This is a genomic window from Gordonia sp. SMJS1, assembly GCF_029866425.1.
Classification (GTDB): Bacteria; Actinomycetota; Actinomycetes; order Mycobacteriales; family Mycobacteriaceae; genus Gordonia; species Gordonia hongkongensis.
The window spans coordinates 1811676-1829018 of record NZ_CP123381.1 but is presented as its reverse complement, the minus strand read 5'-3'; the positions used below and the strand labels follow the sequence as shown (position 1 = coordinate 1829018).

Below are 17343 nucleotides of genomic sequence, written 5' to 3'. Positions count from 1 at the left end.
GAGACCCACAACAATGCAGGAACATCGCTACGACGTCGTCATCGTGGGCGCCGGCGGCGCAGGCATGCGCGCGGCGATCGAAGCCGCCCCTCGTGCTCGCACCGCGGTGCTGACCAAGCTGTACCCGACCCGCAGCCACACCGGCGCGGCCCAGGGCGGCATGTGTGCGGCACTCGCCAACGTCGAGGAAGACAACTGGGAGTGGCACACCTTCGACACCGTCAAGGGTGGTGACTACCTCGCCGATCAGGATGCCGTCGAGATCATGGCCAAGGAGGCCATCGACGCGGTGCTCGATCTCGAGAAGATGGGCCTGCCCTTCAACCGGACACCCGAGGGCAAGATCGATCAGCGACGCTTCGGCGGCCACACCCGCGATCACGGCAAGTCCCCGGTCCGGCGGGCCTGCTACGCCGCCGACCGCACCGGCCACATGATCCTGCAGACGCTCTACCAGAACTGCGTCAAGCACGACGTCGAGTTCTTCAACGAGTTCTACGCCCTCGACATCTGCCTCACGGAGAACGAGAAGGGCGAGCAGGTCGCGACCGGTGTCGTCGCCTACGAGCTCGCGACCGGCGAGATCCACGTCTTCCACGCCAAGTCGATCGTGTTCGCCACCGGCGGCTCGGGCCGTATGTACAAGACGACCTCGAACGCGCACACGCTGACCGGCGACGGCATGGGCATCATCTTCCGCAAGGGCCTGCCCCTCGAGGACATGGAGTTCCACCAGTTCCATCCGACGGGTCTCGCGGGGCTCGGCATCCTCATCTCGGAGGCGGTCCGCGGTGAGGGCGGCATCCTGCGCAACGCCGACGGCGAGCGTTTCATGGAGCGCTACGCCCCCACCATCAAGGACCTCGCGCCGCGCGACATCGTGGCCCGGTCGATGGTGCTCGAGGTGCTCGAAGGTCGCGGTGCCGGCCCGAACAAGGACTACGTCTACATCGACGTGACCCACCTCGGCGAGGACGTCCTCAACGAGAAGCTCCCCGACATCACCGAGTTCGCCCGTACCTACCTCGGCGTCGACCCGGTCACCGAGTACGTGCCGGTGTTCCCCACCTGTCACTACGTCATGGGCGGCATCCCGACCAACATCAACGGTCAGGTGCTGCGCAACAACGACGAGGTCGTCCACGGCCTGTACGCCGCCGGCGAGTGTGCGTGCGTGTCGGTCCACGGAGCCAACCGGCTGGGCACCAACTCGCTGCTCGACATCAACGTCTTCGGACGACGCGCGGGAATCGCGGCCGCGGACTACGCGAACTCGGCCGAGTTCGCCGAGCTCCCCGAGACGCCCACCGAGATGGTCGACTCGTGGCTCGAGCTGCTGCTCAGCGACCACGGACACGAGCGCGTCGCCGACATCCGTACCGAGCTGCAGGCCTCGATGGACGCGAACGCCTCGGTGTTCCGCACCGAGGAGACCCTCAAGCAGGCCCTGACCGACATCCACCGGTTCAAGGAGCGCTACGCCCACATCCGAGTCCATGACAAGGGCAAGCGCTTCAACAGCGATCTCCTCGAGGCCATCGAACTCGGCTTCCTGCTGGAGATGGCGGAGGTGACGGTGGCCGGAGCCCTGAACCGCAAGGAGTCGCGCGGCGGTCACGCACGCGAGGACTACCCGGATCGTGACGACGTCAACTACAAGCGGCACACCATGGCCTACAAAAAGGGCACGGACCTCCTTTCAGACATCGAGTTGGAGTACAAGCCGGTCGTGGAAACCCGCTACGAGCCGATGGAGCGTAAGTACTGATGACATCTGTTCTGGACAAGCCCGCACCGTCTTCCGACGATCCGCCGTTGCCTCCGGTGCCCGACGAGGCCACCATGGTGACGCTCAAGATCTTCCGCTTCAACCCGGAGAATCCCGACGCCCAGGGTTTCGAGAGCTTCCGCGTCCCGGCGCTGCCGACCGACCGCCTGCTCAACCTGCTCCTGTACGTGAAGGGCTACCTCGATGGAACACTCACGTTCCGTCGTAGTTGTGCCCACGGCGTGTGCGGGTCGGACGCGATGCGGATCAACGGCGTCAACCGCCTCGCCTGCAAGCTCCTGATGAAGGACATGCTCCCCAAGGACAAGTCCAAAGAGATCACCATCACCATCGAGCCGATCCGCGGCCTGCCGGTGGAGAAGGATCTCGTCGTCGACATGGAACCGTTCTTCGACGCGTTCCGCGCGATCAAGCCGTTCCTGATCACCTCGGGCAACGAGCCGACCCGCGAACGCATCCAGAGCCAGGCTGACCGCGCCCGGTTCGACGACACCACCAAGTGCATCCTGTGCGCCTGCTGTACGACGAGCTGCCCGGTCTTCTGGACCGAGGGTTCGTACTTCGGTCCCGCCGCGATCGTCAACGCGCACCGGTTCATCTTCGACAGCCGCGACGAGGGGGCCGTCGAGCGACTCGACATCCTCAACGACGTCGACGGTGTGTGGCGTTGCCGCACCACGTTCAACTGCACCGACGCGTGCCCGCGTGGCATCCAGGTCACCCAGGCGATCTCGGAGGTCAAGCGCGCACTCATGTTCTCGCGCTAGCCGATTCGAACTTTCTCTGCAGCCCGGCAACGGCCCGCACCCTCAGGGGTGCGGGCCGTCGTCGTCGGTGCCGGGGTCCCGACGGAAGATGCCGGCGACGATCGATTCCGCGCTCCGCGCCTCCTCGTCGGGTTCGGCGGGCCAGAGCAGCAGGGCGAGAACGGAACGGATGAGGAACCGTGCATCCGCGGGATCATCGGGGTCGACGCCGACCAGATCGGCGGCCACCGCGTGCACCGCGGGGGACGACAGGACGGTTGGCGTCGCGCCGATGAGGTTGTCGGGCCGGAGGAACTGCCGGATGACCCGGTCGCCGCGTAGTGCGCGCAGGGTCTCGATGATCGCCGTCTGGGCGCGATCGGGCCCGGTGAGATCCGCGACGGTCGCACGGATGGCGGCGAGCACCGGTGCCGACGTGGTGGCCAGCACGGACTCGATCAGCGCGGACCGACCGCCGGCATGGCGGTAGATCGTCGCCCTCGAACAGTGCGCCCGACGACCGAGCTCGTCGAGGTCGAACCCGTCGAGGCCACGGCGTGCGATGAGGGCCGCCGCGTGCGCGATCAGACGCTCGCGTGCAGCATCGTGCCGGTCTCCGTCGACCAGCCAGTCCCGGGCCATCGCTCCCCCGTTCTCATGGTGAGACGAACCATCCTGTCGATGAAGGACGTTCCAGCTGTTCACGAGGCTAGCCTGAGACACCGGATGGTGCTGTGACTTCTCACCGATCTCGACTTCGGGGATATGCGTGCGTCGACGGCCCGGGTTGCCCACGCTGGACTCCATGGACACCACCGCCGATCCCACGACCTTCTACTCGCGTCTGCACACCGGTTCGCCCGTGCAGCGAATCGGGGATTCATCGTTCTTCGCCGTCGGCTCCTGGGACCTGATCGCCGACGCGGTCCGACGCCCGGAGGACTTCTCGTCGAACCTGACCGCCACGATGGTGTGGCACGGCGACGGCACGGTCTCGGAGTTCCCGGTCGCCGGCCTGGGCGACGCTATGCACGTCCTCGCCACCGCCGACGGGGCCAGGCACCGCGATCATCGGAAGCTCGCCATGCGGTCGGTGTCTCCGGCACGTACCCGCGAGCTCGAACCGACCATTCGTCGATACATCACGGAGGCATGGGCCGACGATCTCCGTGGTGGCCGGATCGATTGGGTGAGCGCTGTCGCGCAACGGATTCCGATGGAGGTCGCCACGGCGGTGATCGGATTGCCGGTCGCCGACCGTGCCACGCTGACCCGGTGGGCGATCGCGACGAACGTCCTGATCGACGGCGTCATCACGCCGGACCAGCTGACGACGGCAACCGCGGCGGTCGGTGAGCTGACGGCGTATCTGTCGGCGGCGCTGCGCAACGCACACGCCCGGAGCGAAGCGAGCGGGCCGACCGCGTTGGTCGAGGTGGCACGCCGCGTCGCCGAGGGCAGTCTCGATCACGAGACCGCGGTGATGATCCTGTTCCAGCTGGTCGCCGCCGGGGCCGAGTCGACCACGAGCCTGCTCAACAGTGCCGTCTGGCTGTTGGACCGCCATCCCGACGTCGTCGAACGGTTACGCAGCGACCCCGGGCTCATCCCGGTGTTCGTGGAGGAGGCCCTTCGGCTCGAGACCCCGTTCCGTGGGCATTTCCGTCATGTGGTCGCCGACACCACGCTGGGTGACACCGCCTTGCCGGCGGGGTCACATGTGTTCCTGATGTGGGGTGCCGCCAATCGGGACCCCGGGCACTTCGACGATCCCGGCGCGATCGATCTCGATCCGGCGGCGCGGCGGTCGCACCTGGCATTCGGCAAGGGCCTGCACCTGTGTGTCGGGGCGACACTGGCACGATTGCAGGCGCGCCTCGCGGTCGAGCATCTGCTGCGCTCCACGACCGCTTTCCGGGTTGATCTGACGCAGACGGCGTGGGAGCCCGGGGTTCTCGTCCGTCGTTTCACCACGCTGCCGCTGACGATCACCCGCTGACAGCAGAATCCCGACTTCCGCTCGCTCAGCAGCGCGATGGAACCGATATGCCGTCCGATGCGTCGAAGGAAGACCGAGGAACCCGGCCCGTCGCCGGACCGGTGATCGCCCATCGAACGGAGTACTTCATGGCCCGCGCCCTTCTGTTCCGGCTGCTGCTGACACTCGCGGTGAGTGCGCTCGCGTGCCTCCTGGTGTTCGCACCGGCCGCGGCAGCACCCACCACCGACACGCAACGCATCACGATCACGCTGATCTCCGACCACGAGCACAACGGCGCCGCAGCGTGGACGGACGCAGACGGAAGACTCCGCACACAGTCCGAAGTGCCGCTGTCGCAACGAGATCCAGACGGCAAGTTCAAGGCGTCGTTGGTGTACACGCGGGCCGCGGCCGAGGCACCGGTCGACGCGCTGTTCCAGTCCGGCGGGCGGTTCGCCCGGTGCGAGATCACCGTCGACGGTGAACGGGTCGCCGACCACACCGCGCACGGGTCCCGTCCGACGAGTTCATGTCATTCCGGTTGACGCAGCCCGGCGTGGGTTCCGACCCCGCGTCGGCGAGAGGAATCGCCACCGAGACCGTACTCTTGCACTCGTCATGAGCACCAGAACACAGCCGGTCGAGCGCCCGCGGGAGCGGTTGCGGGTCTTGGAGATCCGGCACGCGGAGTCCGAACCACCCGGCGCCTACGGACCCGCCCTGCACGCGATCACCGAGACGGCCACCCTGCGGATCTGGCGCGAACCCGCGACCGTCGATCCAGCGGATTTCGACGCCATCCTCGTTCTCGGCGGAGCGATGGGAGTCGGTGACGCGGACCGCATCCCGTGGATCGCCGACGAGATCGACCTGCTCCGCCGTGCCCGTGAACGCGGTGTGCCCATCTGGGGTGTCTGTCTGGGCGCGCAGATGCTGGCAGCGGCTCTCGGTGGCGAGGTGCACACGAGCGACATACCGGAACTCGGTGTACGCCGGGTGCGTCTCAACGACGCAGGGATGGCCGACCCGGTGTGGGGCGGGGCGGTCATCGCACCCGCACCACGCGACATCGACACAGTCCAGTGGCATTTCGACACGTTCACCCTGCCACCCGGGGCCACCCTGCTCGCGTCCTCCGACGCCTGCGTCAATCAGTTGTTCCGCGTGGACAACTGCTACGGAGTGCAGTTCCACCTCGAAGCCGGCGGCGATCTCGTCCGGGGGTGGCTGTCACACCAGGAATCACGGTCCGCGGTGGCCGAGGTCCTGGGTGAGTCGGCCACCGACCGCTTCCCGATCGACGCCGCGGCCGCCGAGAAAGTGACCGTGCCGACGGCGGAGGCAGTGATGCGGCGCTGGTTGCACGATGTCGTCGGCAGCGCACGGCCCCGCTGGTAACGTGCGGCCGATGACCCCGACGTGGACTCGTCGTACCGCGTGCGCGCTCGTCGCCGTGCTGACCGTCGGAGTGCTCGGCCTCGTCCTTCGCGTCGGCCCGGCCGTGGCCGTCCCGCTGCCGACCGTACCGCCTCCGGCGATCACCACGCCGGTCACCGATCACTGCCCGCACAAAGTCGCCACGCCTCCGGCCGTCGACGAATCCGAGGTCGTCGCACCGGGTTCGACGACCCCCACTCCCCTTCCTGTTCCCGCACCGGCCGTCGGCGGTGACCAACTCGCCGGTTGCGGGGTCATCGCCGATCCGTCGGCCGGTCCCGTTCCGCCACTGCTGACCTCCGCGGGTTGGTTGATCGCCGATCTCGAGTCCGGACAAGTCATCGCCGCCAAGGATCCCCACGGCCGTTACCGGCCCGCGTCGACGATCAAGGTGCTGCTCGCACTGGTCGCACTCGACGAACTCGACCTCGCCGCGCCGGTCGTGCCCACCGTCGAGGACTGGAGCACCGAAGGCGACTCCTGTGGCATGGGGCCCGGTGGTGTCTACACCGTTCGCGACGTGCTCACCGGACTGTTGTTGGTGTCCGGCAACGACTGCGCGCATGCGCTCGCGCGTCAGCTCGGCGGCATCGACGCGACACTTGAGAAGATGAATGACCGGGCCGCGCAGCTGGGCGCGACGGACACGCGTGCTGCCAGCCCGTCCGGACTGGACGCCGCCGGGATGTCCTCCTCGCCCTACGATCTGGCGCTGCTGTTCCGGGCCGCGATGACCGAGCCGACCTTTCGCGAGATCATCGCGATGCCCACGTTCCGTTTCCCGGGCTACCCGCGGCGTCCAGATGTGCCCGGCGACAGAGATCATCCGCCCTACGACATGTACAGCACCAACCGCCTCCTCGTCGATGGGTATCCGGGAATGCTCGGCGGCAAGACCGGTTACACCGACGACGCACGGAAGACGTTCGTGGGTGCCGCCGAACGCGACGGCCGGACGGTGATCATCGTGCAGATGTTCGGCCTGTCCGTCGACGGGGATCTGTACTGGGACCAGGCGAAGGCGATGTTCGACTACGGATTCCGAACCGACCCCGCCATCTCGGTGGGCCGCCTCGTCGAGCCGTCGGCCGCGTCCGGACCGTCCTCGACACCAGCGCCGACGCGGACCGAGAACCGCGCCGTCGCAACAGGTTCCGACCAGGCGTCGTCGACCTCCGTCCAGATCCTCATCGGGCTCGTGGCCGCACTCGCGGCGGTCATCCTCCTGCTCATCGGGTTGAAGCTCGCCGGACGCCGCTGATCAGACGACCAGCGCCGGAGGTCAACGCCGCCGACGCGCTCCGATCAGCGCGGCCGCGACTGCGCCCAGTCCGACGGCGGCCGCGAGGGCGCCGGGCCGGGGCGCCGGGCTCACCTCGACCGTCGGCGAGATCTGGACCGGCCGGTGCAGTTCCGCGTCCGGTTCTTCCACCACCTGGTACTTGCTGTTGATGGGGTCGGTCGCGCACCACGCGGTGGCATACAGCACGATCCGCGACGCGAGGTACGCGAAGACGAACACACCGAAGATCGGACCGAACGCCACCCCGGCCGGCGAACCCAGGACCGATTGGAGATACAGCCCGCCAAGGGATTTCATCAGCTCGAACGCGATCGCGATGACCAGCCCGGCCTTCATGGCGTGCGTCATCGGCAGCGGCACCAGCGGTAGCCGCGCCAGCACGAAGGTGAAGAGCAGCCAGCTGGCGAACACCGACACGACGATGGCGACGGCCCGCACCACGACCGGGGCCCATGACGCGTCGTCGAGGCCCACCCAGGAGAGCATCGTGGTGGTGAGCCCGCTGTTGCCCAGCGTCGTCAGCGCCATCGTCACGGCGAAGGCCATGCCCAGCAATGCGAACGTGAGGAGATCCCACACCTTCGACAGCACGGGGTTGCGGTCGACGCGACCCCCGTACATCTCGGTGAAGGCCACCCGGACGCCGGAGATCCACCCGATCCCGGTGAAGGCGGCACCGATCAGACCGACGATCCCTACCGCGGCGCGGGAGGAGATCGCCGAATCGATGACCTCACTGAGCTGCTCGCCCATCTTGCCGGGCGCGGCGTCGACAACCGCCTGTTGCAGGTCTTCGAGCAGCTGTGGCTGATTCGCCAACACGAACGCGGCGACCGAGAACACCACCATGATGATCGGGACGAGCGCGAGGATGCCGTTGAAGCTGATGGCCGCCGCATACACGTTTCCGCGCCGGTCGTTGTAGCGTTCGACGGTCTGCACCAGGTGCTCGACGGCGGGCCACTTCTCCCGCGCCGCGGCGAAGGCCGACTTGCCCTTGTCGACGGTCGTCATCCCTTTGTCCACCGCCGATTTCGCCGTGTCCACCGGTGATCTCGCCGAGTCGCGCGCGGAGGTCATGGATCGCCTTCCTGGTCGGATCGCGGGACGGCGTCCGGCGGATGCGGTCTCACCGGCCAGGCGCCAGGAACCCCACCTTGTCATAGACCGACGCCAGCGTCTCGGAGGCGATGGCACGCGCGCGGGCCGCGCCCCGAGCCAGGATGGCGTCGAGTTCGGCCGGATCGGACAGGTACTCCTCGACCCGCCCGCGCAGCGGGGTGACGAACTCGGTCAGCACCTCCGCGGTGTCGACCTTCAGGTCGCCGTATCCCTTGCCCTCGTATTTGGCGACCAGATCGTCGACGCCGACACCGGACAGGGCCGACTGGATGGTCAGCAGGTTGGAGACACCAGGCTTATCGACGACATCGAACCGGATCTCCGAACCGGTATCGGTGACAGCCGACCGGATCTTCTTCGCCGAACGTTTCGGATCGTCGAGCAGATTGATCAGACCTTTGTCGGTCTCGGCGGATTTGCTCATCTTGGCCGTCGGGTTCTGCAGGTCGTAGATCTTGGCGAACTCGGCGACGATGTGCGCCTGGGGCACCTTCAGCACCTTGCCGAACCGGGAGTTGAATCGCTGGGCGAGGTCGCGGGTGAGTTCGAGATGCTGCCGCTGGTCCTCCCCGACCGGAACCCGATCGACCTGAAAGGCGAGGATGTCCGCGGCCATCAGGATGGGGTAGGTGAACAGGCCGACGCCCGCCGCGTCGACGCCCTGCTTGGCCGACTTGTCCTTGAACTGGGTCATCCGGCTGGCCTCGCCGAAACCGGTGATGCACGACAGGACCCACGTCAGCTGGGCGATCTCGGGGATGTGGGACTGCACATAGATCGTCGACCGCTCGGGGTCCACACCGACGGCGAGCAATTGCGCGACGCTCAGGCGGGTGCGTTCGGCGAGGACCTTGGGGTCGAACGGCACCGTGAGTGCGTGCATGTCCGGGATGAAGTAGAACGCCTCGAAGTCGTCCTGCAAGGCCACCCACTGCCGGACCGCACCGAGATAGTTCCCGAGGTGGAAGGAGTCACTCGTCGGCTGGATACCGGACAGCACACGCGGACGGGTCGGCATCGACTCGGCCGCGGGCTCTCCGTTGCGCTCTACGTCGCTGGTCATGACGCCCAGTTTGTCAGACCCGGTCACTCGTACCGCACGGTGACCGGAGCGTGGTCGGACCAGCGGAGGTCGTAGGCCGCCGCACGTTCCACCTCGGCCTTGGTCGCCCGGCCGGCCAGCATCTTGTTGGTGAGCTGATAGTCGATCCGCCATCCGGAATCGTTGTCGAAGGCCTTACCGCGCCACGACCACCACGAGTAGGGCCCGGCGTCGTCGGGGAAGAGTTCGCGCATGACGTCGCGCCACCCGGCGGCGAGCAGGTCGGCCACCCAGGCCCGTTCGTGCGGTAGGAAGCCGGGGCTCTTGAGATTGCCCTTCCAGTTCTTGATGTCGGCTTCGGCGGGCGCGATGTTCCAGTCGCCACCCACGACGACGTGGCGGCGTCGACGGACCAACCGATCCAGGTATGCGCCGAACTCACGCATGAAACGGACCTTCTCGTCGTGCTTGGCGATGTCCTTCTCGGCGTCGGAGAGCGCGGCACCCTTCGGCAGGTACAGGCTTCCCGCGGTCAGCGGTCCCAGGTCGGTGTCGACGTCGACTTCGAGATAGCGGCCGAGGTCGTCGAACTCCGCGCTCCCGAATCCGACGCGCACCGCCGACGGCGCGCTACGTGTCAGCACACCGACGCCCGCGTGACCCTTCACCGAGGACTCGCTCATCGTCAGATGCCATCCGGTGTCGAGCACCGGCGCCAGCGCGTCGCGGGCGAGTTCCTCGCTCGCGCGGACCTCCTGCAGCAGGACCACATCCGGTCCAGATGTGTCGAGCCAGGGCAGCAGGCCGCGGTTGGCCTCCGATCGATGTTTGACCGCTGCGCGGATTCCGTTGACGTTCACCGTGGAGATCGTGAGTGGCACGGGGCCACATCCTACGGCGGCGGTCCGACAGCCCATCGGCCGTGATCGCGCCACTCGGACAGCGTCGATAAAAGGTAAGGCAACCCTTGTGCGGACACCCTAAAATATGTAAGCATTGCCTAATCCAGGCACGAAGGTGAGTTTCCGAGATGTTCGTTTGCATATGCCGCGCCGTCACCGTGGACGAGGTCCATGCGCACTGCGATGCGGGCGCGTACACGGTCGACGCGATCAGCGACCGCTGCGGCGCGGGCGAAGGCTGCGGGACCTGCCTGGACGAACTGCACACCATCCTGAGCGAAAGGGCGTCAACCGCGACGACCGCTGCATGACCTGACCTCCGACCCGACGAACCTCGCGCGAGACGACGCGCGGGGGGTTTTGTCGTGTTACGGTTCGAACGGACATACACGGGAAATGGGAGGCGGACAGATGCGTGGCGACCCCGAGGTCATCGACCTCCTCAACGAACAGCTCACGAGTGAGCTGACCGCGATCAACCAGTACTTCCTGCACGCGAAGATGCAGCAGAGCTGGGGTCTCACCGAGATCGCCGCGAAGACACGGGCCGAGTCGATCGAGGAGATGACTCACGCCGAGGTCCTGACCGATCGCATCCTGTTCCTCGACGCCCTGCCCAACTATCAGCGCCTGCTGCCGCTGCGTATTGGGCAGTCGATCCGGGAGCAGTTCGAGTCGGACATGTCGATCGAGGTCGAGGTGGTGGAACGACTCCGCCCCGGAATCGCGATGTGCCGGTCCAAGGGCGATATCACCAGCGCCAACCTCTTGGAGCAGATCCTCGCCGACGAAGAGGAACACATCGACTATCTCGAGACGCAACTCGAGCTGATCAACAAGCTCGGCGAGCAGCTCTACCTGTCGAAGACGATCGCCACACCGCCCACGAACGGCTGATTGCACCGACTCGACGACACGAGGGCCGACCGGACTTATCCGGTCGGCCCTCGTCGTAGGTAGAACGGCCGCGCTCGTTCAGGACCCGACGGGCTGGTGCCGCGCGGTCGCGAGGGCCACGACGGTGACCGCGATACCCGCCACCGCGAGCATCACCCCGACCACCGACGGCGCCAGGTATCCGTAGCCGGCACCGACCACCACGCCACCGAGCAGCGCTCCGGCCGCGTTGGCGATGTTGAGCGCGGAATGGTTCAGGGCCGCGGCCAGGGTCTGTGCATCGGCCGCCACATCCATCAGCCTGGTCTGCAGCGCGGGTAGCATCATCGATCCCGTGAGCGCCACGAGGTAGGTGAGGATCAATGCCGCCCAAGCATTCTCGGCCAGCACCGCAAAAGCGCCGAGGGAGAGTGCGGTGGCGGTGAGTCCGCCGAGGATCGCCACCGCCACGCTGCGGTCCGCGACATAACCGCCGACGAAGTTGCCGGTCACCATTCCCAGTCCGTACAACATCAGGGCGAACGGCACGACCGACACCGACAGCCCGGTGTCGGTGGTCAGCGCGGAGTTGAGATACGTGTAGAACGCGAACATCCCACCGAACCCGACGGTTCCGATGACCAGTGTGAACCAGACCTGGGACCGCTTGAGTGCACCGAGCTCGGTGAGCGGGTCGGTGGTCTTCACCCCGCTGAGCGTGGGAAGCACCCGGATCAGCGCGACGACGGTGGCGATTCCGATCACGACCACGATCGCGAACGCGGACCGCCAGCCGAGCGTCTCACCGAGCCAGGCGGCCGCCGGTACGCCGAGGACGTTCGCGACGGACAGACCGAGCATCACCTGTCCCACGGCCTTGCCACGGTTGCGCGGGCCGGCCAGATGAGCGGCGACCAGAGCCGCGACACCGAAGTAGGCGCCGTGCGGGAGGCCGGCGACGAATCTCGCCACCAGCAGCAAACCGTAATCCGGTGCGAGGACGGTCGCGAGGTTGCCGACCGTGAACGCCACCATCAAGCCGATCAGAAGCGTCCGACGGGACATCCGCGCGGTGAGCGCCGCGATCAGCGGCGCACCCACCACCACACCCATCGCGTAGGCCGAGATGACATGTCCGGCAGTCGGTTCCGAGACACCCAGAGATCCGGCGATGTTGGGCAGGAGGCCCATGGCGACGAACTCGGTCGTCCCGATCCCGAATCCACCCAGCGCAAGGGCGAGGATCGTCCACCGACGCACCCGGCGGGACACCTCGGCCGATTCGGCCCGCGCGGGGCTGCGGAGTTCCCCGGCGGTGGACGGACCCGTCAGTGAGGGGTCGGCCGGGGCTTCGGTCGTCGAGAGAGCATCAGGCACGGTCGATGCCAACCCGCGCCCGTCAGCGCTGATTCCTCAGCCGGTGGTGAGTTCATTCACACACGCAGTGTCCTCAGCATCGCGCGGGGTGTCAGTCGCCGGCTTCGGAGCCCGCATCGCTGTCGGGGTCGGACGGGTCTGCGGAAGGCCCGTCCGGGTCCGAAGCCGTGTCGGACGAGCCGGCCTTCTCGCCGTCCTCTCCCCCGTGGCCGTCGGTTCCAGACGTCTTGACATCGCTTCCCGAGGGATCGGTGGCGGCCGGCGAGTCGTCGTCGCGAGGCGGGGCAGGCGCGGGGTCCGCGTCGGGCGTATCGGTCTCGGTATCGGTGCCCGTGTCGGCCCCCGACGACGTGTCGGTCGTGTGGCCCACCGGGGGCTGCTCGGCCGGTGACGGGTCGGTGGCATCCGGTTCGGCACCCCGGGCCGCCGACGGCTCGGACGAGGGGCCGGACCCGCCCACTTCTTCAGCGCGGACCGGCCCCACGGACTCGTCGGGTACGGCTGCCAGTCGCGCGAACGTGGACGATCGCAGGTGCGACGTGTCCGCCGCGAGAATCGTGACGGCGCCGCCCTCCGACGCCACCGGCCCGATGAGCGCGCCCGCCCAGTATCGGACGAAGTTGACCGGCAGCAGGACGATGCTGCGCACGCTGGCAGCCAGGGCGCTGACACCGCGCACGAACCGAGCCGGTGTCGCGGTGACGATGCCCTGCAGGATGTCCTCGAAGACGAAGATGTCGGGTAGGTATGCGCCGTACCCGAGACGTGGGAGTGGCGGCAGCAAGCCCTGCACCAGCCGGACCACCGGCTGCAGATTCGCCAGTTCGATGCCGAACGGAAGCCCGATGGTCGGGCGATCCGACAGGAAATCGCCGATGGCGCCCTGGTAGCCGAGGTTGCGAGCCCAGCCCTGGACGAGTTCGGCGAGTGCGGAGTCCGCAGCGACCATACAGACGCCGTCCGCACATTCGACCGGACGTTTCGCCCACGTGTATCCCGGCTGCAGCGGGTTGCCCGACATCTCCTCTGGATACAGGAAATGCTTGACCTGGTAGCCGAGGATGCCGTCGATGGCGCCGATCGGGTCGTAGACGGGATCGGGCAGGTCGCAGATCGGGTCGCCCTCGATGCACACCGACACGACCCGGTCGCTGACCGTCCCGAAGCCGGCGTCCGTGCTGCCGGCACCACGTGGCCCCGACATGGTCAGTCCGGGAATGATCCCGATCAGCGACAGCTCGATACCTCGCCCGGTCTTGTCACCGGCCTGCCGCGGATCCGAATACAGCTCGCCCGACACCCCGACGTCGGAGATCACGACGTCGTCGCTGGGATCGTCGGGCGTGTTCGCGACATCGAACTTCCGGCCGTTGCCGATACCGGCGAGCACGTCTCCAGCGATGCGCGCCCCTTGCGAATAGCCCGTCACCACCACCGGCGCCTCGGACCCGCACGCTTCTCGATACGACGAGATCGCGGACGCCGTCGATGCGATCCCCTGTTCGGTACTGCGGTCGTACCCCGTCGCTCCGAGCGGCCATATGGTCGCCGGGTAGGGCGCGTTGATCACCTCATAGCCCTGCTCGCGGTAACGCTCCTTGACGCCCTCGAGCAATAGCGACTCAGCGTCGACGGTCCCCCCGACCACCACGACGGCACCGCTGCACGAGGGCCCGCCGGCTGTCGCCGCCGCCACCCCGGTGAAGCCGAATGCGGCGAGGGTCGACAACGTCGACATCGAGGCGGCCAACAGAGCGACGCGTCGGGTCCGGAGATGAGCCATCACGGCCATGAGCGCTCCTGTGCGAACCCGGACCACCTGAGCGGAGCATTCCGGTGCAGCCGGGGCTGTCCCGAACTCTAGATCCGCGATCGCGGAACCGACAGCACGCTGAGCGTCGCTAACTACCTTGACCAGTGGTTTCGTATCTGACCACACCCGATTTCACTCGGTCGGAGGACAGCCACCGGCACCCTTCCGGTGCACTTCTCAAGGGTTGGGCGCGGCGTGACCGGGACGGTTCTCGGGCGCTCACATCCGTGTTATATCCTTGTCGCCAGGTCATGAGTATCAGTGCGAAGCCCCGGCTGGCTGATCGGCAACCCTCCTTCCGCGGTGGGGTGCTCCGGGTGATGACCGGGTTGCGGGATCGCAGTGGCGATCCCCGGCAAGCGCGGGTCCGAAGGTCGGACCCCAACAGGGTCGAGTTGGCCCTGCCGACCGTAGAAAGTGATGAATCGCCATGTCTGATGTCCCTGACGGCACCCTCGACAGCAACGATCCCAGCGAGAACTGGAGCTTCGAGACGAAGCAGATCCACGTCGGGCAGTCCGCGGACGCGGTGACCAACGCCCGTGCGCTGCCGATCTACCAGACGACGTCGTATGTCTTCAACGACACCCAGCACGCGGCCAATCTCTTCGGGCTCGCCGAACCGGGCAACATCTACACACGCATCATGAATCCCACGCAGGATGCCGTCGAGCAGCGGATCGCCGCGCTCGAGGGCGGCGTCGCCGCGCTGCTCGTCGCATCGGGACAGGCCGCCGAGACCTACGCGATCCTCAACGCCGTCGAGACCGGCGGGCACGTGGTGTCGAGCCCCCGCCTGTACGGCGGCACGTACAACCTCTTCCACTACACACTGCCCAAGCTCGGGGTCGAGGTGAGCTTCGTCGAGGACCCCGAGGATCCGGCGTCGTGGCAGGCCGCGGTCAAGGACAACACCCGCGCGTTCTTCGGTGAGTCGATCTCCAACCCCAACAACGAGATCCTCGACATCTCGGGGATCGCGGAGGTCGCGCACCGCAACGGCGTACCCCTCATCATCGACAACACCGTCGCCACCCCGTACCTGATCAGCCCGCTGGCCCACGGCGCCGACATCGTCGTGCACTCGGCGACGAAGTACATCGGCGGTCACGGCACCGCGATCGGCGGCGTCATCGTCGACGGCGGCACCTTCGACTGGCGGGTCCAGCGCGACGGGAAGGACCTGTTCCCCGGTTTCACCACGCCGGACCCGAGCTACCACGGTGCTGTCTTCGCCGACCTGGGCGCGCCCGCCTTCGCACTCAAGGCACGCGTGCAGTGGTTGCGTGACACCGGCGCGGCGATCTCCCCGTTCAACGCGTTCCTGTTGGCACAGGGCCTGGAGACGCTGAGTCTGCGCATCGAGCGCCACGTCGCCAACGCGCAGAAGGTCGCCGCCTTCCTCGATGCACACCCGCAGGTCGAGTCCGTGGCGTACGCGGGTCTGGAGTCCTCGCCCTGGTACAAGCGCGGTCAGGAATTGGCCCCGAAGGGTCAGGGTGCGATCATCGCCTTCGAGATCCAGGGCGGAGTGGACGCCGGCAAGAAGTTCGTGGACGCGCTCAGCCTGCACAGCCACGTCGCCAACATCGGCGATGTGCGGTCGCTGGTCATCCACCCCGCCTCGACCACACACAGCCAGCTCACCCCCGAGGAGCAGCTCGCCGCGGGCGTGGCCCCGGGACTGGTCCGGCTCGCCGTGGGCATCGAGGGAATCGACGACATCTTGGCCGATCTCGAACAGGGATTCGCGGCGGCCAAGTGAAACAGGTGAGGCAGCTTTGTCGGTGAGTATCGACCTGAATGCGACAGCATCTGATCAGCCCGACTGGGAGACCCTCCCGGACGGGGGACTCGTCGGCATTCCCATCGGCTCGTTGCCTCTCGACAGCGGAGCACGGATCGACGACGTCACCCTGGCGTTCCAGCGCTGGGGGACGTTGTCGCCGTCCCGCGACAACGTCATCCTCACGCTCCACGCACTGACCGGCGACTCGCACGTCACCGGACCCGCCGACGCCGACCACGACTCGGCCGGATGGTGGGACGGGCTGATCGGCCCGGGACAGGCCATCGACACCGACGAATGGTGCGTCATCTCCGCCAACGTCCTGGGCGGATGCAAGGGCTCGACGGGTCCGGGCTCCATCGCCCCCGACGGTCGGCCCTGGGGCTCACGCTTCCCACAGATCACCGTGCTCGACCAGGTCCGCGCCGAGGTGGCACTGCTGGACCGCCTCGGAATCCGCAGCGTCGGTGCGGTTCTCGGCGGTTCGATGGGCGGCGCCCGCGCGCTCGAGTGGGCCATCGAGTACCCCGACCGCGTCCGCAGCGCCCTCGTGCTCGCCGTCGGCGCCCGCGCGACCGCGGATCAGATCGGTATCCAGTCCGCACAGATCGCCGCGATCAAGGCCGACCCGGACTGGTGCGGCGGCGACTACCACGGCACCGGCCGCATTCCGTTGCAGGGCATGGGGATCGCGCGTCGGATCGCCCACCTCATGTACCGCAGCGAGCCGGAGCTCGACTCCCGCTTCGGCAACGACGCCCAGGGCGACGAGAATCCCCTGACCGGCGGGCGCTACGCCGTGCAAAGCTATCTCGACCACCAGGCGTCGAAGCTGATGTCCCGCTTCGACCCGGCCAGCTACGTCGTCCTCACCGAGGTCCTCAACCACCACGACGTCGGCCGTGGTCGCGGCGGAGTCGCCAAGGCGCTCAACAATTGCCGCGTTCCGGTGATCGTCGGGGGGATCGACTCCGATCGTCTCTACCCGATCCGGCTGCAGGTCGAACTCGCCGACGAGCTGGGCAACTGCGTCGGCGGGCTCCAGGTCGTCAACTCCGAGACCGGCCACGACGGATTCCTCACCGAATTCGATGCCATCAGCGATCTACTCAAGCGCACTGTCGAACTCGCGCGTCGCGACGCCTGACGGACCGTAACCCAGCTGT

The 17343-nt window shown here is 67.3% G+C and carries 16 protein-coding genes and 1 riboswitch; of the genes, 10 read left to right on the top strand and 6 right to left on the bottom strand.

Annotated elements, in window-relative coordinates; all coding sequences use genetic code 11:
- The first annotated feature begins 13 nt into the window (after positions 1–13).
- Positions 14–1768, top strand: coding sequence for a succinate dehydrogenase flavoprotein subunit (sdhA, locus tag QAD21_RS08365; protein WP_058250660.1), 1755 nt, complete (start codon positions 14–16; stop codon positions 1766–1768).
- Positions 1768–2556, top strand: a complete 789-nt coding sequence (locus QAD21_RS08360) for a succinate dehydrogenase iron-sulfur subunit (protein WP_058250661.1) — start codon at positions 1768–1770, stop codon at positions 2554–2556. Before sdhA ends, QAD21_RS08360 begins: the two co-directional genes overlap by 1 nt.
- A 42-nt stretch (positions 2557–2598) precedes the next feature.
- On the opposite strand, the gene QAD21_RS08355 is transcribed toward QAD21_RS08360, so the two are convergent.
- Positions 2599–3177, bottom strand: coding sequence for a TetR family transcriptional regulator (locus QAD21_RS08355; protein ID WP_058250662.1), 579 nt, complete (start codon positions 3175–3177; stop codon positions 2599–2601).
- 163 nt (positions 3178–3340) lie between these two features.
- On the opposite strand from QAD21_RS08355, the gene QAD21_RS08350 reads away from it, so the two are divergent.
- From QAD21_RS08350 to QAD21_RS08335, 4 genes are all read left to right on the top strand, one after another.
- On the top strand, positions 3341–4534 hold the full coding sequence (locus tag QAD21_RS08350) for a cytochrome P450 (protein WP_068971756.1): 1194 nt from the start codon (positions 3341–3343) through the stop codon (positions 4532–4534).
- A 47-nt stretch (positions 4535–4581) separates the two neighbouring features.
- Positions 4582–5061: a hypothetical protein gene (locus QAD21_RS08345; protein WP_223258988.1), complete on the top strand. Its 480-nt coding sequence runs from the start codon at positions 4582–4584 to the stop codon at positions 5059–5061.
- A 73-nt stretch (positions 5062–5134) separates the two neighbouring features.
- A complete protein-coding gene (locus tag QAD21_RS08340; RefSeq protein ID WP_058250664.1) occupies positions 5135–5914 on the top strand; it encodes a type 1 glutamine amidotransferase in 780 nt (259 codons plus the stop codon).
- A 10-nt stretch (positions 5915–5924) separates the two neighbouring features.
- Positions 5925–7214: a D-alanyl-D-alanine carboxypeptidase family protein gene (locus tag QAD21_RS08335; protein ID WP_058250875.1), complete on the top strand. Its 1290-nt coding sequence runs from the start codon at positions 5925–5927 to the stop codon at positions 7212–7214.
- Between the two features lie 21 nt (positions 7215–7235).
- Here QAD21_RS08335 and QAD21_RS08330 read toward each other — a convergent pair whose 3' ends face one another.
- Genes QAD21_RS08330 through QAD21_RS08320 form a run of 3 tightly spaced genes read right to left on the bottom strand, consistent with a single transcriptional unit; the run spans position 7236 to position 10301 of the window.
- Complete coding sequence (locus QAD21_RS08330) at positions 7236–8336, bottom strand: YhjD/YihY/BrkB family envelope integrity protein (protein WP_058250665.1); 1101 nt, start codon at positions 8334–8336, stop codon at positions 7236–7238.
- Between the two features lie 49 nt (positions 8337–8385).
- Positions 8386–9441, bottom strand: coding sequence for a tryptophan--tRNA ligase (trpS, locus tag QAD21_RS08325; protein WP_058250876.1), 1056 nt, complete (start codon positions 9439–9441; stop codon positions 8386–8388).
- Between the two features lie 23 nt (positions 9442–9464).
- Complete coding sequence (locus QAD21_RS08320; RefSeq protein WP_058250666.1) at positions 9465–10301, bottom strand: exodeoxyribonuclease III; 837 nt, start codon at positions 10299–10301, stop codon at positions 9465–9467.
- A 149-nt stretch (positions 10302–10450) separates the two neighbouring features.
- Here QAD21_RS08320 and QAD21_RS08315 point away from each other — a divergent pair, with 149 nt between their 5' ends.
- The gene (locus tag QAD21_RS08315) at positions 10451–10633 is read left to right on the top strand and encodes a (2Fe-2S)-binding protein (RefSeq protein WP_058250667.1); all 183 of its coding nucleotides are present in this window, start codon (positions 10451–10453) and stop codon (positions 10631–10633) included.
- Positions 10634–10733: 100 nt separating this feature from the next.
- Complete coding sequence (bfr, locus tag QAD21_RS08310) at positions 10734–11219, top strand: bacterioferritin (RefSeq protein WP_058250877.1); 486 nt, start codon at positions 10734–10736, stop codon at positions 11217–11219.
- A 78-nt stretch (positions 11220–11297) separates the two neighbouring features.
- Here bfr and QAD21_RS08305 read toward each other — a convergent pair whose 3' ends face one another.
- Both QAD21_RS08305 and QAD21_RS08300 read right to left on the bottom strand, forming a co-directional pair.
- A complete protein-coding gene (locus QAD21_RS08305) occupies positions 11298–12575 on the bottom strand; it encodes an MFS transporter (protein ID WP_058250668.1) in 1278 nt (425 codons plus the stop codon).
- Positions 12576–12666: 91 nt separating this feature from the next.
- Positions 12667–14367: a cutinase family protein gene (locus QAD21_RS08300; RefSeq protein WP_068971755.1), complete on the bottom strand. Its 1701-nt coding sequence runs from the start codon at positions 14365–14367 to the stop codon at positions 12667–12669.
- Between the two features lie 268 nt (positions 14368–14635).
- Positions 14636–14756, top strand: a riboswitch (SAM riboswitch).
- A 62-nt stretch (positions 14757–14818) separates the two neighbouring features.
- On the opposite strand from QAD21_RS08300, the gene QAD21_RS08295 reads away from it, so the two are divergent.
- The gene (locus tag QAD21_RS08295) at positions 14819–16153 is read left to right on the top strand and encodes a bifunctional o-acetylhomoserine/o-acetylserine sulfhydrylase (RefSeq protein WP_058250669.1); all 1335 of its coding nucleotides are present in this window, start codon (positions 14819–14821) and stop codon (positions 16151–16153) included.
- A gap of 16 nt (positions 16154–16169) precedes the next feature.
- Positions 16170–17324, top strand: a complete 1155-nt coding sequence (locus tag QAD21_RS08290; protein WP_165630258.1) for a homoserine O-acetyltransferase — start codon at positions 16170–16172, stop codon at positions 17322–17324.
- Positions 17325–17343: the final 19 nt, after the last annotated feature.

Coding starts and splice junctions, on each gene's coding strand:
- sdhA (WP_058250660.1), top strand. CDS start 14: ATGCAGGAACATCGCTACGACGTCGTCATCGTGGGCGCCGGCGGCGCA.
- QAD21_RS08360 (WP_058250661.1), top strand. CDS start 1,768: ATGACATCTGTTCTGGACAAGCCCGCACCGTCTTCCGACGATCCGCCG.
- QAD21_RS08355 (WP_058250662.1), bottom strand. CDS start 3,177: ATGGCCCGGGACTGGCTGGTCGACGGAGACCGGCACGATGCTGCACGC.
- QAD21_RS08350 (WP_068971756.1), top strand. CDS start 3,341: ATGGACACCACCGCCGATCCCACGACCTTCTACTCGCGTCTGCACACC.
- QAD21_RS08345 (WP_223258988.1), top strand. CDS start 4,582: ATGCCGTCCGATGCGTCGAAGGAAGACCGAGGAACCCGGCCCGTCGCC.
- QAD21_RS08340 (WP_058250664.1), top strand. CDS start 5,135: ATGAGCACCAGAACACAGCCGGTCGAGCGCCCGCGGGAGCGGTTGCGG.
- QAD21_RS08335 (WP_058250875.1), top strand. CDS start 5,925: ATGACCCCGACGTGGACTCGTCGTACCGCGTGCGCGCTCGTCGCCGTG.
- QAD21_RS08330 (WP_058250665.1), bottom strand. CDS start 8,336: ATGACCTCCGCGCGCGACTCGGCGAGATCACCGGTGGACACGGCGAAA.
- trpS (WP_058250876.1), bottom strand. CDS start 9,441: ATGACCAGCGACGTAGAGCGCAACGGAGAGCCCGCGGCCGAGTCGATG.
- QAD21_RS08315 (WP_058250667.1), top strand. CDS start 10,451: ATGTTCGTTTGCATATGCCGCGCCGTCACCGTGGACGAGGTCCATGCG.
- bfr (WP_058250877.1), top strand. CDS start 10,734: ATGCGTGGCGACCCCGAGGTCATCGACCTCCTCAACGAACAGCTCACG.
- QAD21_RS08300 (WP_068971755.1), bottom strand. CDS start 14,367: ATGGCCGTGATGGCTCATCTCCGGACCCGACGCGTCGCTCTGTTGGCC.
- QAD21_RS08295 (WP_058250669.1), top strand. CDS start 14,819: ATGTCTGATGTCCCTGACGGCACCCTCGACAGCAACGATCCCAGCGAG.